Origin of the sequence: Hymenobacter segetis (assembly GCF_038448715.1) — a bacterium.
Classification (GTDB): Bacteria; Bacteroidota; Bacteroidia; order Cytophagales; family Hymenobacteraceae; genus Hymenobacter; species Hymenobacter segetis.
In genome coordinates this window covers 23443-46066 of sequence record NZ_JBCEVZ010000041.1, presented here as the reverse complement: position 1 = coordinate 46066, position 22624 = coordinate 23443, and the positions used below count along the sequence as shown (strand labels likewise).

The window sequence follows — 22624 nt, the reverse complement described above, 5'->3', positions numbered from 1 at the left end:
TCGGTGAGTAGCCCCGCTTCCTGGCCATCATCAGTGCGAATCATCTGCTCAATTTCGCCCACATTGGTGGATATCACGGCTTTGCCGCAGAACAGGTACTCCGCGATGGAATTGGGCAGGCTTTCTTTCAGGGACGAGGCCAGAATGCCCACATCGAAAGCGGCGGCACAATCGACGGGGTTGTTCACGAAACCCAGGAAGCGCAGGTCCTCGTCGGCAGCATGGGTGGCCCGGAGCTGGTCGAGGAACGCACTGGCCCCCACCAGCACCAGTTTCATGGGGCGTGGCACGGTGGCGCGCAGCTGCTGAAAAGCACTGATAACGGGCTCCCAACCCTTTTCCGGCACGCCGCGCGCCACCATACCAAACACCAGTTCGTCGGGGCCAATGCCCAGCGCCGCGCGAGTGTAGCTGGCGGCTTCGCTGGAGAAGCGGCCTTCCATGCCATTGTAAATCCGGCGTACCTGAATGTGGGTGGCGGGGCCAATGCCGGCGGCGGGCTGAATTACCTCCAAATTTTGCTCCGACAAATACGCGATGCCGTTGATGCGGGCAATGGTTTCTGCCAGCTTTTGCGGGTAGTTGGGAATGGCGTACTGCTGCTGTTGCCGGTAAAAAACCAGGAACTGTTCGTAATCACCGTGCATGGTCACCACCAGCGGCACACGCGGAAACGCCTGGAGCGCCTGCGCCTGCAAATGGTCGCACTTGAAGGTATTGCTGCTGACAACGTCAATTTTCCGGGTCCGGATAACCTCGCGCAAGTGTTTTAGCAGCACCCGTTTGCGCAGGCTTACCGCCCAGCCCTTGCGCTGGAACCAATCGTCGGCGCGGGAAATCAACAAATCCAGCTTTTCGTTGGCCGGCTGGTACTGCAGCAACTCCACATCCGGGGCCAGGCGCTTAACCAAATCGTGCTCCGTGTACTGCCAGTACATGTTGTATAAATACACCTTGTTTCCGGCCTCGTGCAGGGCCTGAGCCAGACGTAAGGCAAAGGTTTGGGCACCTCCAATACGAAACTCCTCAACGGCAACCAGAATATTCATCATCAATTATTTGGGGTGGCAGCCGGCAAATGCGTGAGGCCATAATTACGGCCGGCCGACTGGTTTTCCAGCATTCGGACCACGGCTATTTCGAGCATGTTTACCTCTACCGGGTACTCCTTACCCGCCCGCATGTTGCCACCGACCACCACGTCGTAGTAATGCATGCCCAGGGTATGGGCTTGCCAGTAGTATTCCGGCATCAGGCGATTGCGGGGCATAATTTCAATCACATGCCCTTGCGCGTAAGTCATGAAAAACTGTTGAATCAGGCCAGCCCCGGTCAGGGCTACCAAATACTTGGTTTCCTGAAAGAGGGCCGCCTGTTGCTCAATATTCAGGTTCTCCGCAAAGACTTCTTCGAAACCGTGGCGCTTAAGCATGGCCACTACTTCGTCTTCGTTGTCGAGGTAGCGGCCATAGCGCCGCCGGTCGCGGTTGAGAAATACCTTGCGCCACGGTGCATTGTTTGGCAAATTATAGAGCGCCCGCATGTTGCGCCACGATGCGGGGCTGAAGGCGGCGGTATTAAACTTGTACAGCTTTTTTACCTTCACCCACTCCTTAGGGCCTACCACATACCAGTTTAGCTTCTGCATTTCGGGGCTGCGCCGATACAGATACTGGAAAAAATCCATTTCATACATCTGCCGGGTAATAAGCAACGGCGTATCCGCTGGCAAACCACTCTGTTCCAGCAGTTGCAGGCTGCTCAAGGCGTCCACGAAGTGGTGGTAATAATTACGTGTTGCCGACCCGTCGTACCAAATAGCCACATCAAAGCTGGTGCACTTAGCCGGGCGCAGCAAATTGGGCAATATGAACGGATATTGCCGGTCGTGCTTATACACAATGGTTTGCTCCACTAGCTGGCGGCCTTCCCGGCTCCCCAGCAAACGCTCGGGCTCCAATAGCACATCCGTCACTTCCACAATCGTGCTTTCCTGCATCGTCCACCGTTTGGTGTCCTTCGCAATAAACTCGCTAAAGCCGGGGTCCGTGAATTGCGTTGGCATGCCGGCGAATACATCGTCGGTCTGACGGAATAAGAAACGGAATCCATCCCCCTGCTCCCGATTTTTCCAGTAGCGAGCAGCGATGTACTGCCCCAAACCAGTACGCCAAAGAAAGGAGCGGGTAGCTTTAGTGAAAAAGTTGGTACTAGTGGTCATAGAGCTGAAGCGAAGGCCTAAACAGGGTGAGCAGATTAGGAATTAATAAACAAATAACGCCGGAAACGTTCGGGGATGTATTCACCCAGGGGCACACGCAGGTACAGTAGCCACACAAATGCCGCCATGATGCCCGTGGCGACCACGCCGGCCGGCGCAAACCACAGCCAGTGATTGAACGCCGGCTGCCGGGCCACCAATTGCACCAGCAGATATACGCCCGTTCCGGCAAGGCTAATGCCCAATACCGGCCAGATAATTGGCCGCACCACCGAGTCCATGGGCGCAATGTCCAGATGCTTATAAAGCAGATAAGGCACGTACCAGAACGATGTAAGCAGCGAGGCCAGAATGGTGCCGAGCAGAATCCCGCTCATCCCCATCTTGTATCCCAGCCCAATGGATAGCGCCAGATTGAGCGCGGCTTCGACCATTGCCACGAAGCTCAAGGCGCGGGCAATGCCTTTGGCATTGAGGAAAAAGGCCCCCGTGCGGGTAATAGTTTGCTGCACCATGATGATGAGGGCCAGCACCAGCACCTGCTGCCCGGCAAAGAAATCGGCCCCCACCCAGAGCCGGATAAACCATTCATCCAACGCCAGCATCAGCCAGAAGGCCATCATGCTCAGCGCCACAATCAGCAGCATCATGCGGTGGAAATAGAGCCGGGCCCGGGCCGGCCCTTCGTGCACCACAATTTCGGCTACCGCCGGGAGTGAGTTTTCAGTGATGCGCCCCAGCAGACTCATGCCCACTTCCGGAATACGCACCGTGAGCGAGAACACCGCTACCAGTGCCAGCGACAATACTTTGCCAATTACCAGGCGGTCGGTGTACAAAATCACCTGCGTGGCCAGCCCCTGCAGGAACATAAAAAACCCATAGTCGAGCATGGATTTGGTCAGTTCCTTATCGTAAAAGCGCGGCCGGATGCGCAGTTCCGGATAATACATGTGTAGCAGTACCAGTTGCATGGCAAAGCTGGTCAGCATCTGAAAAACGTTAGCGTACACAAACGTCCAGAGGCCCACCCCGCGTGAGAGCAACAGCAGCGTGAGGCCGGTAGTGAGCAAGCTCACCACAAAGTTGGGCGTAGCAATCAGCGTCTGCCGATGATGGGCGAAGAAAATGCCTCCCAGCCCCCGCTGGATAAACTGCCCGCCCACCAGCAAGCTCAGGGTAATCACAATGGGAATAGCCGGGGCAGCTAGGTCGGCACGCAGGTGGTAAACATGGGGCAGCAATGGCGCAAAGCAAATGCCTATCACCGTCACCAGTAGCCCAAAAGCCGCCGCCACCAGCACCCCCGTCGACATGATTTTGTTCACCATCAGCCGGTTGTGGTCGTCATCGCCCCGATGCAAAGCAAGGTTGCGGATTACGGCCGTCGACAGCCCAAAATCAAACAGGGCCAGATAGTTGATTATTTGAAAGAAAATAATGGATAGCCCATAGGCATCTTTATCCAGATACCGCACCATCAGAGGAGTGCTGACGATAGACACCACCATCGAAATAATGGTGAATGCCTGGGTAGATATTATTCCCCAGAAAGCAGATTTGGTACGAGAAATTTCAGGCATGAGATATATGTTTCAACTGCTATTACGCGATGAGTGCCGCTACGTATTGATATGCATATTTCAGCAGGTCACCCAAAGCTCGGCTGGGTCAAATTTGGTAGAAGTGCAAATGTCAGATACAATCGTTTACAATTCGCATCAAATCCACGCTGCTTTTCCTACGCTTTTTTACGTGAATTAATGATGTTTATACCAATTAATAATGCGTTGCCCCGAATATCTTATTTGTTTTATCCAGCTATATCGGGCTGTCGATAAATGCTGCGGCGAGTGCAATAATTGTTTCATTACCAGCGAATAATCTTCCATTATCAGGTCAAGCATCTGTGTCTTGTATTCCAGCAGAAAGCTATCAAGACGAATCGCGTCCATTCTGGACAACATTTGCAAACAATCAAGTAGTTGCTTAAGTAATTTCTGCTTCACTTCGCCTTTAAATTCTTTTCGCAAGTAATAAATAGCTTCAAAATACATGATAACCCGGCCAGAATCGTCTTGACGAGTCCAAATTCCTCCATCATGAATACGATAAGCCCCCATTACGTCTGGGAAATACATGACTTTCCCGTGCCGTGCAGCGAGCATGTGCAAGCAATAGTCCCCTATTTTAGTATGCACGAACCAATCAGGTAATCCAGTAGGATTTGGCCCGGCAGTGAAAGTATTACGATAAATGCAGGAAGCAGTTAATAACACATTAGCAATAGCCAGGTTTTCCAGCGTATAAGTTGTCGGGATTTTTTCAGGACGTATTAAATCATTGATGGCCTTACCAGCAGCATTGATTACACTGAGATTGTGGGCACTTACAGCATAATCGGGATTATTCTCTAAAAAATCGACCTGTTTCTGGAGTTTATGCGGTACCGTCCAGCAATCATCTCCCTCTAGCATAGCAATATACTTACCTTTACAAGCTAAGAATGTTCTCGTAAAGTTCTGCTGCGGACCCACATTAGGCCCTTTTGGGATTAACCGAATACGCTTAGGATAACGCCGAACATAATCCTCAATTATCCCTCTGGTATTGTCAGACGAGGCGTCTTCGCCCACCACTAATTCTACTTGAAAATTCGTCTTTTGCCCAAGAACAGATTCAATTGCTTTTCCAATATATGCTTCATGCATATAAGTAATCATGCAAACGCTAACGGTAGGTTCCATTAATAAAAATTGATTCAAGTTCTAGCAAATGACGGCTACGGTCTCGTATTTTACGAGCGGGAACACCACCTACTAATGTAAAAGCGGCGGTATCATGTGCCACGAGAGAATGAGCCCCAACTGCAGTGCCTTCTGCGAGGGTAACTCCTGGCAAAACGGTAGAGCCTGTGCCAATAAGTACATGCTTCCCCGCAATAACAGGGGCAGTTATTGTACCCAGTAACTCGCGTGGTATAGTTGCGTTCGCTAAATGCTTACCGCTATAATCATCAGATGAGGTGAATATGCTTACATAAGGGGCCGTGGTGAAATAATCTGAGAGAATAATATCACCCATCCCATTAATGAAATTGAATGCTGAAATCTGCGAATTATTACCAATAACTAATTTCCCTGTCCCCGATGGTGCAATGACACAAAAATTATCAATCCGAACATTATTCCCAATGCTAATATTACTCAAATTATAGATAGTAGCCGTTTTGGAGATAAGTACATGCTCCCCTACGGCAGCAAAACCTAATTCACGCAGTTCCGCATCGGAATAGTAGCCTATCATATAAAAAAATTTAAAAAATCACGCTATCCACAATCTAGTATCCCAACTATGATTGCAAATTGCAAATGCTGATTGCATTTGCAATTTAACACAATTAATATACATACTATCCTTCCGCTGCTCGAAGAGAATAGCTCTGAAGAAGGCTATGAATCTCAGGTTTAGAGTTATGCATCAACGCATCGACTATTGAAAGCCCGGGCACGAATTCACCATTTTTCACTTGCTGTGGATAGGGCGGCAACTCGGGTTGAATAAATTTGAGGGAAATGCCCGCTTGTTGAAATGTTTCCCCATCATAGAGCGCGCGCCCACCCATTGCGTTGATGTAGCAGGTTGCCCCTTCCTGCTGGCAGATATCGACTACCCGCGCTTGCGCGCGAAGGTGGGCATTATTGTAAATATCAGAGCTTGGAATGAGTTGCACGGGCAGGTTTAGATATTGCACTATTTGCTGTAGGCTATTACGAACTAAATCGGCGATGGTACGGGCATCGGCCTCAAATATTTGTTTAATCAGTTCAAAGACCGGTTCGTAGTGAGGGGCCCGCCGATAGTTCTGACTTATGGTTTGCAATAACTTTGGCTGCCACAGGTCGCGTGGCCGCAATTCAATGTCCCGAATTAGTCGATTGGGGCTAGGCTGGTCAAGCGGCACGGTGAACATCCACGGCTGGCCATTGACTAACAGTTGATTACGATTTATCCATCCGCCCTTAATAAACTGCACATCATCATACACGACAAAACGGTCGGCAGCTGTCAGCAATTGAAAGTAGCCCACGTATGGAAACAAGTAAGGCTGCATAATGACGAGATTCATCGGCAGGCTGCTTGGATAAGTTGGGCAATGCGCCGGACATCTGCGGGTGCCAGGTCCTGATAGAATGGCAGGCACAGCACGCGCCGGCTGATATCTTCGGAAATGGGGCAATCGGCTCCGGTGTGGTACGGCAGCTTATTGAGTGAAGGGAAAAAGTAGCGGCGCGTACTGATTTCGTGGCTCAGGAGATACTCTTTCACCTGATGCATCTGGGATTCGCTGGCAAATACAATGGGGAAGTAAGCGTAATTATATTCCAGGCTCGGCTCGGCCGGCGCGGGATATTGCAAGCCCAAACCGGCCAGTTCGGAGGTGTAGATAGTGGCTAGCTGCTGGCGCTGGCGAATAAATTCCGATACTCGTGGCAGATTACAGAGGCCCATCGCAGCATGGAATTCAGAGTTTTTGCCATTCACCCCCAAGGTAAAATACTCATCGCCAATGTGCCCAAACGACTTGTAGAGCCATACGTTGCGTGCCAGCTCTTCGTCGTTCATCACGATAGCACCGCCCTCTACAGTATGAAAAAGCTTGGTGGCATGGAAGCTACAAGTAGCCAAATCGCCGTAGCTAAGAAGTGGGCGGCCATGCACGCGCACCCCAAAGGCGTGGGCACCATCGTAAATCACTTTCAGGTTATGACGTTGGGCAATAGACTCTATTGCCAGCACATCGCAGGGGTATCCGTACACGTGCGTAGCCAGAATTGCTGTAGTGCGGGGGGTAATTGCGGCTTCAATTTTAGCAGCATCTATGCAAAAGGTCTGGTCTTCGATATCTACGAATACAGGCTCGCAGTTCTCCCAAAGTATAGCAGTTGTTGTGGCAACGTAAGAAAACGGAGTGGTGATAATCTCTCCCGATAAATCCAGCGCTTTGATGGCAATTTGCAAAGCAATTGTGCCATTAGACAGGAATTGAACCTGTGAGCCATCCAGGTACTGATTCAAGTCGGTTTCAAGTTGCTGTACCAAAGGCCCGTTGTTAGTAAGCCACCCTCTTTCCCAAATGCCTTCTAAGTATTGGGAGTATTCTGCAAGCGGCGGCAAATATGCTTTTGTAACATTTATCATAAACAGAAAGTCGATTCAAGACATTGAATCACATAGTACCCTCGAAGGTAATACATGCTTACCAGTGTACTCCGGATGGTATATCTGAAGTGGCCGGTCAAAGCGGGATAGAATGGAGTCGCAACTTTCCTTACGTTCGAAAGACAGGGCAATACCAGACAAACCACGCAAGCATGATGCGGCCTTCCACGCCACAGCCTTGCTTCTGGACGACTGGACAAGCAGAGCACTCAATCGAGTTTTTTGAACTAGAGAAATGGTCCTCGTCACCGATTCTCCCGACTATTCTACTGTAATCACCATTGCTGACACTTCAGCATCAGCGACAAAACTTCCTGCGCCACTCATCAGCACTTCAAATAACTGCTCAGCCTGCATTCTTTTATATCCGAGGCTTAAGGGCCAACAGTTGGCGTATCACTTTGTAACTTATTCCCAAACGGGCCAGGACCCAGAATACTCCTATCTTATTGCTCTTTGATTCGCGAAAGGCATACCATAGTTTTTCTCGGGCTGCAGGGCCTACGCTGGCGTAATAGTGTTCGGCCTGGTCGGCCAGATTGTGGCGGGCGGCGGCCCATTCGGAATCCCCCTCGAAGTAAGCTTTGTTGTAGATGCGGAAGTATGTCTCGTTCAAGGCTACCCGGTTGGTATGAATCGCGGAAGCGTTGTGCACCCGATACCCCCCCAGACTACCTGGCAGGTAGGCAAAGCGAAAGTGCCGGGACAGTCGCAACCACATATCAAGGTCTTCCGAGTAGAGCGACAAATCGTATTCCCCTACCTTATCCAGCGCACTATGGCGAATGGTGGTGGTGAGTGCGGGCACATAAAACCCCTTTAGCAGGGGGACGATGAGGTTGCCTTGGGGTGGGTTATCGGCGAAGGAAGGGTCAAAAAATTGCAGAAAGCTGGGTGCAATCACTTTCCCTGTGGAGTCGATAATCTCACAATCACCATATACGGCTCCGCAGTCCGTGCCCTGGCGTTCAAACTCGGCTACGGTTTCGGCCACCATAGTGGGGTGCAGTACATCGTCTGACCCCACCCAGCTCACGTACTCGCCGTGGGCATGAGTCCGGCACTCGCTGAAGGTTCTGACGATGCCTTGGTTGCGCTCGTGCCGAATAAAAGTGGCCGGGTAATTAGTACGGGCTAACCAATTGGTAATTACTTCAACCGATTTATCAGTAGAACAATCATCCACTACAACCAGTTCAACCAATGGATGCGTCTGATTACGAACACTATCCAGCATCTGCTCAATATAATGAGCATTGTTGTAAGATGCTATTCCGATAGTAACCAGAGAGGGAGTATACATCCTGTTTGAGTAGTTTTATTTAAGTTTCAGTAATACTGGGTTTCCAAGACTAGAAAGGCATCATGAAAACATGCCCAGCGTATTATTTTTTCTAATTAAATATTTAAAAGCAGTACGTTGAATAGATTATACCTATTTGGTACAGATAACTATTTTGGCACAGCTAACCATTTATTATGAATAACAAGCAAACACATGGGTCGTATTGCCAAGCCGAAAACCCAGCTTTTCGCAGGTGCGGAACACTGCCCGGTTCGTTGCCTGGGTAGTCATCAGGACATTGGATAACTGATTGGTGGCGGCCCGACGGACGGTTTCGGCTACCAGCTTCACATGCCAGCCCCGGTTCTCGGGGCCTACCGCAGTGAGCAGCACCCGGGAGTAGCCACTATCGGCGATGAGAGGGTCCGGCGCGGTGTCTCCGATTGCCAGAAAGGAGTCGACCACTAAGTCGTCTTCAGCGGGCACCAGCACTGTATCGGCGTACGTGCCCGCCACAGCGGCCTCAGCATAGCGGGTGAGCATTGCGGCCGCCCGTTCTTCGCCAAACCAAGGGTCGGCATGGAAACGGTCGTAGTCGTTACGGGCTTGGGCCGATACCCGGCCGAGATGACTGGCCTCGTCGGGGCGGGCGGCCCGCACCAAAGCCGGTGGCACCGGCAAGGGTTCAGCCGTGGGACGATAAAAATTTAACCTGGTTTCAATCAGCCCCCATCCGCCCTGGGTCAGTGCTTGGATTAGCTGAATATCCTCGGCTGGTACGATGCTGAAAGCATAGTATGCGCCGCGCTGCGCAAGTTCGGCTCGCAGCTCGCGTGCCGCCTGGGCTAAGGCATCAGGGGAAGTAGCCGTGGCAAACAGCCCTGTGAATAATCGGTAGGTATCGACCCCAAAAAACGCCGTGTCCCAGGCCAAGTGTTGTACCAGCCACTGTCCGGCAGCCGCATCAGCCATTGGCAATACCTCTTCCCCGGTGCCTGTTCCGAAACGCTGGGCCGCCCCGGTGCCATATTGCTCTTGTTGGATGGCAAGTGGGATATGCCGCAGGAAGCTGGTAGGCGAATACAGGCCCAATGCTTCCGCTCTTTCCTCAATTAAATCCGGCCTTGGCACAACATTTATTTGCTCTGCCATATTTCTTTGAAATCGGTATAACTACGAATGTAATCATCCTCGTTATAAACGTCGGAAGCTAGGACAAGCTGAACAGCCGCATGCGAGTACTGCATGGTATGCCAGGCGTGGGGGGGCACGTAAAGCCCTACATTGGGATTTTCCAGGCGGAATATCTGAATGGTGCCATCGCTCAGCTCCGTGGTGACGGTAATGCGCCCGGCAACGGCAATCAGCACTTGCTCGGTTTTATGATGCGCGTGCCGGCCACGGACGATGCTTTCCGGAGTGTAATACGTCCAGAAAAGCCGCTTCACCTCAAAGGGAACCAGGGTATTTTGCTCAACAACAGAGATGTAGCCAATCTCTGGGTTGCCCATTTTAGGAAACTCTATCAGGTGCGGGTTTAGCATTGAGCAGTTGTGTAAAAGCAAGGTTACCCTCTATCGCCTAAAAAGCTTCGGATGGCCTTGGCTACCGCCAAAACGTGCTCCTCCGTCATTCCGGGCCACATGGGCAAGCTCAAACACGTCGCCGCCAGTTCTTCCGCCAGCGGATAAGTGCCCACCGGAATTGCCAGATGAGCATAAGCCTGCTGCTGGTGGGGCGGGATAGGGTAATGAATGAGCGTGCCGATTCCCTGCTCCGTCAGGTATTGCTGCAAAGCTGCCCGTTGAGTGGTCCGCACCACATACAGATGGTACACGTGCGTGGCCCCGGGAGCAGTTGCGGGCAGCTGCAAGTCAGCTATTCCGGCAAGGTGCTGGTTGTAGAGTTGGGCAACGTTTTGCCGCTGGGCAGTCCATTCCGGCAAATAGTTGAGCTTAACCCGCAGGACAGCCGCTTGTAGCTCATCGAGCCGCGAATTATGGCCGATTACTTCGTTGTAGTATTTCTGCTGCGAGCCGTAGTTGCGCAGCACCTGCACTTTGTGGGCCAGGTCGGCATCATTGGTGGTCACAGCCCCGGCATCGCCGAGGGCCCCCAAGTTTTTGCCGGGGTAGAAGCTGGTACCGTTCACGGCGCCGAAGCTGCCGGTCAGGCCTCCCTCCCACGCGGCGCCCTGCGACTGGGCATTGTCCTCCACTACCCACAGGCCGTGTTTGCGGGCAATATCCATGATGGGGCCCATTTCGCAGGCTTGTCCATACAGATGGACCGGCATAATGCCCTTGGTGCGCGACGTGAGCGCGGCTTCGATACGGGCCGGGTCAATGTTGTACGTGTCGGGATTGGGTTCGACAGGCACGGGGACGCCGCCCACGAAGGAGATGGCCAGCCAGGTCGCGATGTAGGTGTTGCTGGGGACAATAACTTCGTCGCCGGGCTGTACACCCAAGGCTTCCAGGGCCAGATGCAGGGCATCGAGGCCATTGGCTACCCCGATGGTATGGGCTACGTGGTTGAAGGTGCTGTATTCGGCCTCAAAGGCTTTCACCTGCTCGCCAAGCACGTACCATTGCTTATCGTAAACATCAGCAATAGCACCCAGCACTTCTGAGCGAATGGGATTGTGTTGAGGAGCAAAAGACAGAAACGGAACGGTCATAAAGCAGGCGGAAGGCGACTATCGAAGCTGCAAAGATAGCAGCCCCGCTCCAACCAATTGCATTTATACGATTCTCCCACCTTGGCGGCACCCGTCAATGGGCCATGTATTGTTGGGCCGATTGAGTGAGCAGAAATAAAAAAACAGCGGCTTGTCGCAGGAAATTGATGTTGCTTCAGACCGCTTTGCTTAAGGCGTTCGTGGCATTGGTAGCCGCACCTAGATAGGACTGACAGGATGATTCTTGAAAAGGCAGATTCAGGCAGTATTATTGTGCTAATCAGACCATAATATCAGTCGAATATTTCGCGAACCACGTACAGTGGCCGCTTCCTGGCTGCATCCAGCCCGCGCCATACGTACTCGCCAATTACGCCCAGCGCAATCATCTGAAAAGCTGACACGAACAGCATAACCACCATAAGCGTGGTCCACCCGGCGGGCTCATCGGGGCGGGCCACCTTGAGGGCAATCACATACACACCGTACAGGAGGGCAATGAGGCCCAGCCCCAGGCCCAGCACCGAAATGGCGCGGATGGGCACAAAGGAAAAGGCCATCAGCGAGTCGATGAGTAGCTTGATTTTCTTGTTTAGCGTCCAGCGCGACTTCCCGATTTCCCGCTTGCGGCGGGTGTAGGGAATGTTGACATAGGCAAAGCCCAACCACACCATGAGGTAGAACACATTGGAGTTGCGCTCGTGTAGCTTCAGCACCTCGGTGGCTACCTGCCGGTCAAAGAACACGAAATCGAAGCCACCGTCAGGGATGTTGCGCAGGGCCAGGTTCTTCATCAGCCAGTGAAACAGCTTGGCCATGGCTACGGAAAGGCCTTTCTCTTCGCGGTCCTGGCGGTTGCCGATGACCAGCTTAATGCCTTGTTGCCAATAGCCGTACATCTGCACCATCAGCTCGGGTGGGTCCTGCAGGTCAGCGGTGATGACGGATAGGCAGTCGCCGGTGGCATGGGCCATGCCGGCCACGATGGCATTGTAGGAGCCCACGTTACCCGCTAAATCCACGATGCGAATGCGGCCGGGATACAGGGCCTGCGCCCGGCGTAGCGCACCGAGGGTGTCGTCGCCGGAACCGTCGTTCACGAAAACGTATTCGAACGTGACTTCGGGCGGGAAATTCGCTTCGTTCGCCACAAGTTCGCGGGTCGTCACCGGAATGTTATCCTCGTTAAAATAGCAGGGAACGATGACGGAGAGCTTGGGCATGGATTGATTGGATAGAATTGCCGCTGGGCCGCACGGGTGGGTACGCTCAGCCGGAGCTTTGAAATGAAAAGAAGGAAAGCTGATTAGAATGTTAGAATGCGCGAATGGTGTCGGCCACGGCCAGCAACGCACCCTGTAACTAGTCGAGGCGGGAATAATACCCAGAACGGTTATCAGCAGGGCTTTGGGCCGGCAGTGCGGGCACGGGGCTCCGTTTCAGCCATTGGCTTCGCGTCAACTTCGGTTGGCCAGACCTGAGCCAGCCGTAAGCGGCTCAGGTTTGTTGCGCCCATCGCTCCCGAAAGGCGGCGTATTCGCGGATATAATCTTCCTCAGCATAAGCCTGCGAGGCCAGCACCAACTGCACCGCGGTATGCGAGTACTGCATGGTATGCCAAGCCGAAGGCGGTACATAAAGTCCCACGTTAGGGTCTTCGAGGCGGAAAATCTGAATATCACCGGTGGCCGTTTCCGTGGTGACGGTGATTCGGCCCGCCACGGCAAACAAAAGCTGCTCGGTGCGATGATGGGCGTGGCGGCCCCGCACGATGCTTTCTGGGGTGTAGTACGTCCAGAAGACCCGCTGCACCGCAAAGGGCAGCGGGTCTTTGGCGTTTTCGCCCACGGAAATGTAGCCAATGCCCGGTGCCCCCAGCCTGGGGAACTCGATAAGGTGTGGGGCAGGATAATCGGCCATCGGAAGCTATTTGACGTGTTCTTTGAAATACTCCAGCGTGCGACGCAGGCCTTCAGCGCGGTCCACCTTGGGCTCCCAGCCCAGGATTTCCTTGGCTTTGGTGATATCCGGGCGGCGCTTCATGGGGTCGTTTTCGGGCAGGGCCTGGTAGGTCGGCTTGAATTCGACGCCGGTGAGGCGCGCGATTTCTTCACCAAACTCCTTGATGGTGATTTCCGACGGGTTACCAATGTTCACGGGCAGGTGGTAGTCACTGAGCAGCAGACGATAAATACCTTCCACCAGGTCGTCCACATAGCAGAACGAGCGGGTCTGCGAGCCGTCGCCGAACACGGTCAGGTTCTCGCCGCGCAGAGCCTGCGAGAGGAAAGCCGGCAGTACGCGGCCGTCGTCCAAGCGCATCCGCGGGCCATAGGTGTTGAAAATGCGGATAATGCGCGTTTCCAGGCCGTGATGGTTGTGGTAGGCCATAGTGATGGCCTCCTGGAAGCGCTTGGCCTCGTCGTAGCAGCCACGCGGGCCCACGGGGTTCACGTTGCCGAAATACTCTTCCACCTGGGGGTGGATTTCGGGGTCGCCGTACACCTCCGAGGTGCTGGCAATCAGCATGCGGGCACCTTTCACGCGGGCCAGGCCCAGCAGGTTGTGCGTGCCGAGCGAGCCCACTTTCAGGGTCTGAATCGGAATTTTGAGGTAGTCGATGGGCGAGGCTGGCGAGGCGAAGTGCAGGATGTAATCCAGCTTGCCGGGCACGAACACGAACTTGCTCACATCGGCCTGATGAAACTCAAAATCGGGCCGGCCAAACAGGTGCTCAATGTTCTGGATGGAACCCGTAATCAGGTTGTCCATCGCCACCACGTGGTAGCCCTCTTTCAGGAACCGGTCGCAGAGGTGCGAGCCCAGAAAACCGGCCCCGCCGGTGATGAGGACGCGCTTTTTTTCTTCGGAAGTATTGGTCATAGTATCGGTATTGGGTCATTAGAACGTCATGCTTCGCTACGCTCCGTATGACACTCTTTTCAAAAAATTAGGCGGCCGGCTCCTTGTGGTCGGTTTTGATGCCGATGCAGTGGTACACGAAGCCAAGCTCTTTCAACTCCTTCACATCGTAGATGTTACGGCCGTCGAAAACAACTTTCTGCTTCATCAGGCGGCCCACAACGTCAAAATTGGGGGAGCGGAAATCGGGCCATTCCGTGACGATGAGCAGGGCATCGGCGTCAATCAGGGCCGCAAACTCGTCTTTGGCGTAGCTGATGCTGTCGCCGAGCGAGTGCTTGGCTTCGGGCATGGCCACGGGGTCGTAGGCGGTGACGGTGCAGCCGGCGGCCAGCAGCTTCTCGATGATGACCAGCGAGGGGGCCTCACGCATGTCATCGGTTTTGGGCTTGAAGGACAGGCCCCACACGGCGATTTTCAGGCCGCGCAGGTCGCCGCCGAAGTGCTTGCTGACTTTGTTGAAGAGCACCGATTTCTGGTCTTCGTTCACGCTTTCCACGGCGCGGAGCACCTGCATGTCGTAGCCGTTTTCTTGGGCGGTTTTGATGAGCGCCTTCACGTCCTTGGGGAAGCACGACCCCCCGTAGCCGATGCCGGGATAGATAAACTTGGTGCCGATGCGGGCATCGGAGCCGATGCCCCGGCGCACCATGTTTACGTCGGCCCCCATGATTTCGCACAGGTTGGCCACGTCGTTCATGAAGCTGATTTTGGTGGCCAACATGGAGTTAGCCGCGTATTTCGTCATTTCGGCCGACGGGATATCCATGAAGATAATCGGGTGGCCGTTGAGCAGGAAGGGCTTGTAGAGCTTGGTCATCACCTCTTCGGCGCGCTCCGAGGCGATGCCGACCACGATGCGGTCGGGCTTGAGGAAGTCGTCGATGGCCGCGCCTTCTTTCAGGAATTCGGGGTTGGAAGCCACGTCGAACTCGACGTTGGCCCCGCGCTTGGCCAGGGCCTGCTCGATTTCGACGCGCACCTTAGCGGCTGTGCCCACGGGCACCGTGCTCTTCGTGACGATGACACCGTAGCTATTCATGCTCTCGCCAATACCGCGGGCCACGGCCAGCACGTATTTCAGGTCGGCCGAGCCGTCTTCGCCGGGAGGCGTACCCACCGCAATGAAGGCCACGTCACAGTCTTTGATTGCTTCGGCCAGATTGGTAGAGAAGTGCAACCGCCCTTTTTCCACGTTGCGGGTAACCATTTCTTCCAGGCCCGGCTCGTAAATCGGCAAAATGCCTTGGTGTAGATTCTCGATTTTTTTATGGTCGATATCAATACACGTCACCTCGATGCCAACTTCGGCAAAACACGTGCCCGTTACCAAACCGACGTAGCCGGTGCCTACAACTGCTATTTTCATAAGATGCGGAATGCGTGGAGATTTATACTCAATGGAACAAATTTAGGTCTTTACGGTCCACCCTACCGGACCTCGCGGTTAGTCCTTATTCTCACGCCAATGAGCAAGCAGCAGAACGCAGGGGTAAATCAAATGATTATAAGTCAATTATCATTACGAATAATCTGAAAATTGATTTCATGATTTTGCAGAACAGCACGCTGCGAGGCACTATGGCCTTCAAATTGATAGGCGGGATATTTCATAAAGTAAGGACTATCGGCCACTACTTTGCCGGGGTTCAAGTGCGCAGGCCGGTAACAGTTGATTGGGTATAGATAGGCGAAATTCAGCAACTGAAAAGTGGGATTTCGATGCTTTTGCGTCACTTGGCTGCGCAGGCGTGGCCCAAATAATCGATAAAATATGAGGTGCTCGTCGCATACATTGACCTGGCTTATCGCAACCTGCGCATAATCATAGATGTCTGCGCGGTACGCTACATCGCAAGGATAATCAATGGGGAGGTAGCTGGCTACAAATACTCCGAAATGCCACAGGGCAATGCCGCCACTACCCCAATAGAGCCAAGTGCGGGGTTGTCTAGGGCGACCAACCGTGCGCAATGCCACCAGCGCCCCCATGATGATGAATGGCACAAAAAAGTGCAGCGTGCGCCCGTAGAACACCAACTTATGGCCCACCTGAACCACCAAAGCATAGCCCAGCCACGCCAAAAAGCCAACCGTGAGCAGGCGCACAAGCCCTCGTGTGGCTCCGCCATCGGCGGCAAACCAGCCCGAGCACCAACTCAACCCTAACCCAACCCCGAATAGCACCAGCAGACCAATGCCGAGCCAGCCTTCCACATGCCAGAAATAGCTACCGAGGAAGCTAAACCCTTCGGCAAAGCTGCCTTGCGTGACGGTAGTGGCAATGTAGCGGCTGCTGTTCCAGTACGAAGTGTGGCCTAGGCGAGCCAAGCCTTCAAAGGCCAAAAGCACCGTTAGCAGGCCAGCCAGTTGGGCAGCGGCGGGCTTTGCAGCACGAAGCCAATCCGGACGCGGGGCCTCGAAACCGGTCATGAGCGCTAAGGTCAGCAGCAGCACAGGCCCCATAAAGTAGCCGGGATAAATGGCGTAGCTAAGGCCGCTCAATACTCCTGCCAGTGTCTGAAGCTTGAGGCCGACGGCTGCTTTGGGCCGCAGCAACACTGTAAGCGCCAAGAAAAAGAAGAACAGGGAATGGTCGTAGGGCAGCAGATGACGCAAATATAAGTTAGTGTTTACCAAGCCCGAATACAGCGCAAGGCCCAGCAATGCCAGGCCAACATTGAAAAAGCGCCGGTAAATGTGGTAGAGCAGCAGGGCATTTAGACTTACGATGAGCACGTTGAACACCTGAGGGACTTGCAGCGAGGGCGGCGCGTTGGGGTTCAGGTCGAAGACCCGCAGCAGGATGGCTTGGCCCAGACCGGGGATGGCCCGCCATATACCGTCGCCCGGGCGGGCGCCCATGGAGTTGATATAGCGCAGGAATTCCTGTCCGTGACCTTCGCTGAGCGAGCGCAGGCCCAGCATGGCGTTGACGTAGCGGGACTCATCCACAAACGCCATGGTGCCTTTGCCAACTAAGCTGAGGCGCACCAGCGTGAACAAGACACCAAATAGAAGGGCCAGCCGTTGCGGCCGGCCCACTAGGTACCACCAATCATGAATTTGACAAAATGCATTCACATTCAACAACTTACTTCGTTTACTGCTTCCACCAGGTCTGGAAGACGATGAGGCCCCAGATGCGGGCGTGCACGTCGCCGGGGCTGCGCGAGAACAGCTGCGCCTTGAGGGCGCGGATGGCCTGCACGTCGAAAATGCCCTGGGCTTCGATGAACTCGTCGCGGAGCAAATCATCTTCGATGAGGCTGCGCAGCTCGCCGCGCATCCATTTCAGCAGGGGCACTTCGAAGCCGTGCTTGGGGCGGTCGTAATTTGGTTACAATTATTCGACTTTGATTGCTTTTCTGTCTTGAGAAGGTATCGTATAAATCTGAAACTGATATGGCCAAGTTTTTAACAACTGACGTTCCCGGGAATTATATGCCTCATATTGGTACGGAAGGAATTCTGACATATCGTCTCCTTGTGCCAGCAGCACACCACGGTTCCGTATATCGACCAGAGTGTTGTGGCAACGAATAGGGTAAAGTGTACCAAAATTCACAAGTAGAAGCGTATCATTTGCATTGGCTGCTGCAAGATTTGGTCTGTCGCTGTACTTAGCCTGAAAAGGTTCATAATCATAAACATCGTTTCCACAGGCCGTATTATAGCGTATTACGTGTGCGGGAAGCGGCGCAAAAATCTTATTATCAAATGCAACGTCTTTCACATAAATAACTTTGGAGTAGCCTATAAAGAAATACAGGAATGATGCGACACTGATTAGAATCAAAATATATCTGATGCTGCTGTGCTTAAAATTAGCAATACCACAAATACAAACCAGTACCAGCATCGGCATAAACAGATGCAGAATTCGCCCATAAAAAACCAATTTGTGCCCCAAATAGACCAAAGATGCGTAACAGAGCCAACCGAGCATCAGCACAATCGTCAGTAATACCCTTTGCTTCCGGAATTCAACTGTTTCAGTTACACCAAAACGAGTTGGCCACAGTATTGACACCAGCGACCATAGAAGCAAAATCAGCAACAGGCAGCCCAGGCCCCTTTCAACATTAATTAAATAAGATGCCGCAAAGGAGTACCCCTCCGAAAAATCTCCTTGTGTAATAGTAGAAGATAAAGTACTACTACTCATGAGGTAACTCACGCCCCCTATTCTGGCAGTTATTTCAAAGGCCATTATCACCATACCAAAACCGAGTACGTAAACAGCTCCTCGTACCAATAACCGTTGCAGGCTACTTTTAATAATTGGTAATTCAATCATCATCAGGCCCAGCATGGCTGGTGCCAGGAAGTAGCCGGGATATATAACAAACACTATTCCGGAGAAAACACCGATTTTAAAAGCAGGCAGCTTATTAGTGAATAATTTTCCTTTATAATCCTTAATAATCAACCAGAGTGCTAGTAAAAAAAAGCACATAGACATGTCGTACGGCAGGATATGCCGCAGGTAGATGTTGGTATTGGCCAAGCAGGCATAAATGATGACTGCTACTTTACTCCACCTATTATTGAAAAGCGCATTTGCAATTTTGTAAAATAAGACTATATTAATTATTAGCATGGCCCAATTCATCCAAGCAGCCGTTACCAGTGATGTCGGCGTATTGGTGTTAATATGAACCACCTTGAACATTGCGGCCTGTACCACCGCAGGAATCAACCGGATAAATGCATCACCTGGCCTTCCTTGAGTTGAGTTAAGCGCAACAATGCCCTGCGTGAAGTGTCCTTGGGAAAATTGCTTTACAGCATCTAATGTACAGAAATAGCGGTATTCATCTATAAACGAAACCAATCCCTTACCTATCAAGGTTGTCCGAAGGATAAGGATAGCAACTATAATAAAATAGAAAAGGAGATTTTCCTTATCTATTTTATTATAGTTTGATTCAATTGATAAAGTAAAAGTATTATTTCCCATTGCCTAATTATCTAAACTCCCCTTACACACCAGAATGCTATGCAAACAAGCCATATTTAATAATGCAATAGATAGCCCGAACACCGTCGCGCCAACCTATTTTCTTGCCCTCGGCATATGTGCGCCCATAGTAGCTAATGCCAACCTCATAGATACGAACGTCTTTCACACGCGCTACTTTGGCGGTAACCTCGGGTTCAAAGCCGAATCTTTTTTCCTCCAACTTAAGCCCTTGAATAATATCGCGGCGAAACAACTTATAGCAGGTTTCCATATCTGTCAGGTTCAAGTTATTGAACCCATTGGAAAGCTGCGTCAGCCATTTGTTGCCGATGCTGTGCCAGAAAAACAAGATGCGGTGCGGACGCCCCCCCATGAATCGGGAGCCGAAAACAACATCTGCAAAGCCCTTAATAACAGGCTTTAATAGCACATTATATTCTTCGGGGTCATACTCAAGGTCGGCATCCTGAATCACAACGTATTCACCGGTTGCTACCCTTATACCTGTGTGCAGGGCGGCACCTTTTCCCATGTTTACCGCGTGGGCGTGATATACAATCGGTACATTGGGGTGTTCGCTCATGTAGCGTTGCACAGCAGCTTCCGTGTTGTCCGTTGAGCAGTCGTTAACGATAATTATTTCTTTTTCAATTCCACCAACCAATTGTACTGCATCAATCAAATTGAGTATCTCGTGAATGGTTGGGCCTTCGTTATAGGCTGGTATTACAATGGAAAGCTTCATATATCAGATTGAAATGCAAATCAGAATTATTGCGTTGAAACAAAGTTATGTCGAAACAAAGTTAGCTTAGGCCATATACTGCTTCCACCAGGTCTGGAAGACGATGAGGCCCCAGATGCGGGCGTGCACGTCGCCGGGGCTGCGCGAGAACAGCTGCGCCTTGAGGGCGCGGATGGCCTGCACGTCGAAAATGCCCTGGGCTTCGATGAACTCGTCGCGGAGCAAATCATCTTCGATGAGGCTGCGCAGCTCGCCGCGCATCCATTTCAGCAGGGGCACTTCGAAGCCGTGCTTGGGGCGGTCGTAGAGCTCGACGGGCAGCTCGGAGCGGAAGGCGTCCTGCACGATGCGCTTCTTCATTGTGGCGTCGACCTTGCTGGTGACGGGGATGGAGAAGGCGAAGTTGACCACTTTGTAGTCGAGGAAGGGAGTGCGCACTTCCAGCGAGTTGGCCATACTCATCATGTCCACTTTCGTGAGCATGTCGTAGGGCAGCACCAGGTTCATGTCGGTGAGCAGCACCTCGTTGAGGTCGCCGTCGGCGTGCAGGTGCTCCAGAATGTCTTTGCGGCGCTTGGCGGCGGCTTTTTTGCCCACTTTGCGGCGGCTGGCGGCGCTGAGCAGGGTGTTGGCATCGCTGGCCGAGGCGAAGCTGGCCCAGTCCCAGTACCGGTCTTTCACGCCGGCCGTCATGCCGCGCGAGAAGCGCTGGAGTTGCCTTACGCGGTTGCCGAAGAAGCTGTTGCGCGACTTGGGCAGGGCGTCCCACACGAAGCCGAGGGCCGTGACGGCTTCGGCTTTCACGCCGCCCTGGCGCACCTTGAACTCGCCCATGTGCTTATTGTAGCCGCCGAACATTTCGTCGGCCCCGTCGCCGCTCAGGGCCACGGTGACGTGCTGGCGGGTGCGCTGGCTGAGGATGTACACGGCCAGGGCCGAGGAATCGGCAAACGGCTCATCGAGGTAGTCCAACATGCTGTGGATGTGCTCGTAGAGGTCGTCGTTGGTGAGCGAGAAAACCGTGTGGTTGGTCTTGTGGCGGGCGGCCACGAGGTTGGCGTACTTGGTTTCGTCGAAGAAGGGCTCGTCTTTGAAGCCGATGCTGAACGTGTTGAGGTGCGGCGTGTGGCGGGCGGCCAGCGCGGTGATTACGCTGGAGTCGATGCCGCCGCTGAGGAAGGCACCGAGGGGCACGTCGGCCACGAGGCGACGCTGCACGGCTCCGTCCATCAGGTCGACCAGCTTTTTCTGCTGCTGCTCGTAGCTGAGCTTGTTTTTGGCGACCTTTTTGGGGTCGTAGGGGATTTTATACCAAGCTTTGCCCACCACCTTGTTGTCCTTGATATACAGGTAGTGGCCGGGCAGCATCTTCTTCACGCCCTTGAAAATGCTGGCGGGGCCGGGGATGTAGTTGAGCTGCAAATACTGGCTCAGGGCCACGTAATCGAGCTTGCGCGGCACGCCCAGGGCCATGATGGACTTCATTTCGGAAGCCAGGAACAGCTTGTCCTCGTCGCGGTAGATGAGCAGAGGCTTCACACCAAACCGGTCGCGGGCGATGAGCAGCGAGTTTTCCTCCTTGTCGTAGATGGCAAAGGCGAAAAAGCCGTTCAGCTTCTTGATGAAGCTGCGGCCCTCGGTGATGTACATCTGGAGAATAACCTCCGTATCGGTCTGCGAGTGAAACTTGCAGCCGCGCTTAATGAGCTTTTCGCGCAGCTCGCGGTAGTTGAATATCTCGCCGTTGAAGACGATGGTGTAGCGTCCCGATTCGTCGGTCATCGGCTGGTTGCCGTCGGCCGAGAGGTCGAGGATGGCCAGCCGGCGAAAGCCCAGACCGCATTGGTCGTAGACAAAGTGGCCCTCCGAGTCGGGTCCGCGGCGAATGATGGCGTCGGTGGACGCTTGCAGGTTGGCCAGCGACTGACGACCTGTTTCCGTAAAGGCAAATACTCCAGTTATTCCGCACATAGTTGCCCGCAAAAGTACGACCCCGCAACCTAAAGGCCCACCGCAGGGTATTGTCATTAACGCAAATGGCACCGAATTCCTGCCAAAACCCCGCCGTAGCGGCCCTGCTCCTCTTTTTCCAGCCCTCCTTTTTCAATCATGAACATCGACGAACAATTCCAGGCTGCGGCCGAACAAGTAAATAACCTGCCCGGCGACGTGGCCGCCAAGCACATGACCGAGCTTTACGGCCTCTACAAGCAAGCCACCGAGGGCGATGTGAACATGCAACCCGGCGAAGTAGACGCCGCCGCCGCCGACCAGGCCAGCGGCCCTGCCGGTCTTTCGCAGGCGCAATGGGACTCGTGGAACCAGTTCAAGGGTGTGTCGGAGGAAGAAGCCAAGCGGCGCTACGTGGCCAAAACGGCCGAAATAACCGGCGGCGCTAAACCGGCCACCGAGGCCAGCGAAGTGCCCACCGACAGCCAGACCGGTGCCCCCAAAACCACCGACCACGGCGGCCTGCGCGGCGATATCAAAGCCGGCAGCCCATATGGCGGCGAGGACAAGCTGAAAGGCCAGCAGGCGGAATAAGCCGCACTATTCCAGCGCTACTGCGCTTGATATGTTAG

General features: G+C 53.2%; 20 protein-coding genes and 1 pseudogene. 1 reads left to right on the top strand and 20 read right to left on the bottom strand.

Features of this window, described 5'->3' with window-relative positions:
- From AAFH49_RS15460 to asnB, 20 genes and pseudogenes are all read right to left on the bottom strand, one after another.
- A partial coding sequence (locus tag AAFH49_RS15460; RefSeq protein WP_342299581.1) for a glycosyltransferase family 4 protein occupies positions 1 to 1049 on the bottom strand: 1049 nt, incomplete at its 3' end.
- A 2-nt stretch (positions 1050 to 1051) separates the two neighbouring features.
- On the bottom strand, positions 1052 to 2065 hold the full coding sequence (locus tag AAFH49_RS15455; RefSeq protein ID WP_342299579.1) for a glycosyltransferase family 61 protein: 1014 nt from the start codon (positions 2063 to 2065) through the stop codon (positions 1052 to 1054).
- A gap of 191 nt (positions 2066 to 2256) precedes the next feature.
- Positions 2257 to 3804 (bottom strand): lipopolysaccharide biosynthesis protein, encoded by a 1548-nt coding sequence (locus tag AAFH49_RS15450; RefSeq protein ID WP_342299577.1) that lies wholly within the window; start codon positions 3802 to 3804, stop codon positions 2257 to 2259.
- A gap of 177 nt (positions 3805 to 3981) precedes the next feature.
- Positions 3982 to 4968, bottom strand: coding sequence for a glycosyltransferase (locus AAFH49_RS15445; RefSeq protein WP_342299576.1), 987 nt, complete (start codon positions 4966 to 4968; stop codon positions 3982 to 3984).
- Complete coding sequence (locus AAFH49_RS15440) at positions 4952 to 5527, bottom strand: acyltransferase (RefSeq protein ID WP_342299573.1); 576 nt, start codon at positions 5525 to 5527, stop codon at positions 4952 to 4954. The genes AAFH49_RS15445 and AAFH49_RS15440 overlap by 17 nt, the downstream gene beginning before the upstream one ends.
- A 106-nt stretch (positions 5528 to 5633) precedes the next feature.
- Positions 5634 to 6350 (bottom strand): WbqC family protein, encoded by a 717-nt coding sequence (locus AAFH49_RS15435; protein WP_342299570.1) that lies wholly within the window; start codon positions 6348 to 6350, stop codon positions 5634 to 5636.
- Positions 6347 to 7423, bottom strand: a complete 1077-nt coding sequence (locus tag AAFH49_RS15430) for a DegT/DnrJ/EryC1/StrS family aminotransferase (protein WP_342299568.1) — start codon at positions 7421 to 7423, stop codon at positions 6347 to 6349. The genes AAFH49_RS15435 and AAFH49_RS15430 overlap by 4 nt, the downstream gene beginning before the upstream one ends.
- Before the next feature lie 382 nt (positions 7424 to 7805).
- Complete coding sequence (locus tag AAFH49_RS15425; RefSeq protein WP_342299567.1) at positions 7806 to 8747, bottom strand: glycosyltransferase; 942 nt, start codon at positions 8745 to 8747, stop codon at positions 7806 to 7808.
- 174 nt (positions 8748 to 8921) lie between these two features.
- Entirely contained in the window at positions 8922 to 9701 is a 780-nt protein-coding gene (locus AAFH49_RS15420; RefSeq protein ID WP_342299565.1) for a GNAT family protein, read from the bottom strand.
- A 164-nt stretch (positions 9702 to 9865) separates the two neighbouring features.
- A complete protein-coding gene (locus AAFH49_RS15415; RefSeq protein WP_342299564.1) occupies positions 9866 to 10273 on the bottom strand; it encodes a sugar 3,4-ketoisomerase in 408 nt (135 codons plus the stop codon).
- Between the two features lie 23 nt (positions 10274 to 10296).
- Entirely contained in the window at positions 10297 to 11409 is a 1113-nt protein-coding gene (locus AAFH49_RS15410; RefSeq protein WP_342299562.1) for a DegT/DnrJ/EryC1/StrS family aminotransferase, read from the bottom strand.
- A 293-nt stretch (positions 11410 to 11702) separates the two neighbouring features.
- Positions 11703 to 12632, bottom strand: coding sequence for a glycosyltransferase family 2 protein (locus AAFH49_RS15405; RefSeq protein ID WP_342299560.1), 930 nt, complete (start codon positions 12630 to 12632; stop codon positions 11703 to 11705).
- Positions 12633 to 12906: 274 nt separating this feature from the next.
- Positions 12907 to 13329 carry a sugar 3,4-ketoisomerase gene (locus AAFH49_RS15400; RefSeq protein ID WP_342299559.1) on the bottom strand — a complete coding sequence of 141 codons (423 nt, stop codon included), beginning with the start codon at positions 13327 to 13329 and terminating at the stop codon, positions 12907 to 12909.
- A 6-nt stretch (positions 13330 to 13335) separates the two neighbouring features.
- Positions 13336 to 14292 (bottom strand): UDP-glucuronic acid decarboxylase family protein, encoded by a 957-nt coding sequence (locus AAFH49_RS15395; RefSeq protein WP_198066916.1) that lies wholly within the window; start codon positions 14290 to 14292, stop codon positions 13336 to 13338.
- Between the two features lie 67 nt (positions 14293 to 14359).
- Complete coding sequence (locus tag AAFH49_RS15390; RefSeq protein WP_342299557.1) at positions 14360 to 15700, bottom strand: UDP-glucose dehydrogenase family protein; 1341 nt, start codon at positions 15698 to 15700, stop codon at positions 14360 to 14362.
- A gap of 143 nt (positions 15701 to 15843) precedes the next feature.
- The gene (locus AAFH49_RS15385; protein ID WP_342299554.1) at positions 15844 to 17337 is read right to left on the bottom strand and encodes a hypothetical protein; all 1494 of its coding nucleotides are present in this window, start codon (positions 17335 to 17337) and stop codon (positions 15844 to 15846) included.
- 97 nt (positions 17338 to 17434) lie between these two features.
- A pseudogene (locus AAFH49_RS15380) lies at positions 17435 to 17653 on the bottom strand (asparagine synthase-related protein); the annotation flags it as partial.
- A 24-nt stretch (positions 17654 to 17677) separates the two neighbouring features.
- A complete protein-coding gene (locus AAFH49_RS15375) occupies positions 17678 to 19294 on the bottom strand; it encodes a hypothetical protein (protein WP_342299551.1) in 1617 nt (538 codons plus the stop codon).
- A 37-nt stretch (positions 19295 to 19331) separates the two neighbouring features.
- Positions 19332 to 20042 (bottom strand): glycosyltransferase family 2 protein, encoded by a 711-nt coding sequence (locus AAFH49_RS15370; RefSeq protein ID WP_342299550.1) that lies wholly within the window; start codon positions 20040 to 20042, stop codon positions 19332 to 19334.
- Positions 20043 to 20108: 66 nt separating this feature from the next.
- Positions 20109 to 22013, bottom strand: a complete 1905-nt coding sequence (asnB, locus tag AAFH49_RS15365; protein WP_342299548.1) for an asparagine synthase (glutamine-hydrolyzing) — start codon at positions 22011 to 22013, stop codon at positions 20109 to 20111.
- Between the two features lie 138 nt (positions 22014 to 22151).
- Here asnB and AAFH49_RS15360 point away from each other — a divergent pair, with 138 nt between their 5' ends.
- Positions 22152 to 22586, top strand: coding sequence for an acyl-CoA-binding protein (locus AAFH49_RS15360; RefSeq protein ID WP_342299546.1), 435 nt, complete (start codon positions 22152 to 22154; stop codon positions 22584 to 22586).
- The last annotated feature ends 38 nt before the right edge of the window (positions 22587 to 22624 follow it).

Coding starts and splice junctions, on each gene's coding strand:
- AAFH49_RS15455 (WP_342299579.1), bottom strand. CDS start 2,065: ATGCCAACGCAATTCACGGACCCCGGCTTTAGCGAGTTTATTGCGAAG.
- AAFH49_RS15450 (WP_342299577.1), bottom strand. CDS start 3,804: ATGCCTGAAATTTCTCGTACCAAATCTGCTTTCTGGGGAATAATATCT.
- AAFH49_RS15445 (WP_342299576.1), bottom strand. CDS start 4,968: ATGGAACCTACCGTTAGCGTTTGCATGATTACTTATATGCATGAAGCA.
- AAFH49_RS15440 (WP_342299573.1), bottom strand. CDS start 5,527: ATGATAGGCTACTATTCCGATGCGGAACTGCGTGAATTAGGTTTTGCT.
- AAFH49_RS15435 (WP_342299570.1), bottom strand. CDS start 6,350: ATGAATCTCGTCATTATGCAGCCTTACTTGTTTCCATACGTGGGCTAC.
- AAFH49_RS15430 (WP_342299568.1), bottom strand. CDS start 7,423: ATGATAAATGTTACAAAAGCATATTTGCCGCCGCTTGCAGAATACTCC.
- AAFH49_RS15425 (WP_342299567.1), bottom strand. CDS start 8,747: ATGTATACTCCCTCTCTGGTTACTATCGGAATAGCATCTTACAACAAT.
- AAFH49_RS15420 (WP_342299565.1), bottom strand. CDS start 9,701: ATGGCTGATGCGGCTGCCGGACAGTGGCTGGTACAACACTTGGCCTGG.
- AAFH49_RS15415 (WP_342299564.1), bottom strand. CDS start 10,273: ATGCTAAACCCGCACCTGATAGAGTTTCCTAAAATGGGCAACCCAGAG.
- AAFH49_RS15410 (WP_342299562.1), bottom strand. CDS start 11,409: ATGACCGTTCCGTTTCTGTCTTTTGCTCCTCAACACAATCCCATTCGC.
- AAFH49_RS15405 (WP_342299560.1), bottom strand. CDS start 12,632: ATGCCCAAGCTCTCCGTCATCGTTCCCTGCTATTTTAACGAGGATAAC.
- AAFH49_RS15400 (WP_342299559.1), bottom strand. CDS start 13,329: ATGGCCGATTATCCTGCCCCACACCTTATCGAGTTCCCCAGGCTGGGG.
- AAFH49_RS15395 (WP_198066916.1), bottom strand. CDS start 14,292: ATGACCAATACTTCCGAAGAAAAAAAGCGCGTCCTCATCACCGGCGGG.
- AAFH49_RS15390 (WP_342299557.1), bottom strand. CDS start 15,700: ATGAAAATAGCAGTTGTAGGCACCGGCTACGTCGGTTTGGTAACGGGC.
- AAFH49_RS15375 (WP_342299551.1), bottom strand. CDS start 19,294: ATGGGAAATAATACTTTTACTTTATCAATTGAATCAAACTATAATAAA.
- AAFH49_RS15370 (WP_342299550.1), bottom strand. CDS start 20,042: ATGAAGCTTTCCATTGTAATACCAGCCTATAACGAAGGCCCAACCATT.
- asnB (WP_342299548.1), bottom strand. CDS start 22,013: ATGTGCGGAATAACTGGAGTATTTGCCTTTACGGAAACAGGTCGTCAG.
- AAFH49_RS15360 (WP_342299546.1), top strand. CDS start 22,152: ATGAACATCGACGAACAATTCCAGGCTGCGGCCGAACAAGTAAATAAC.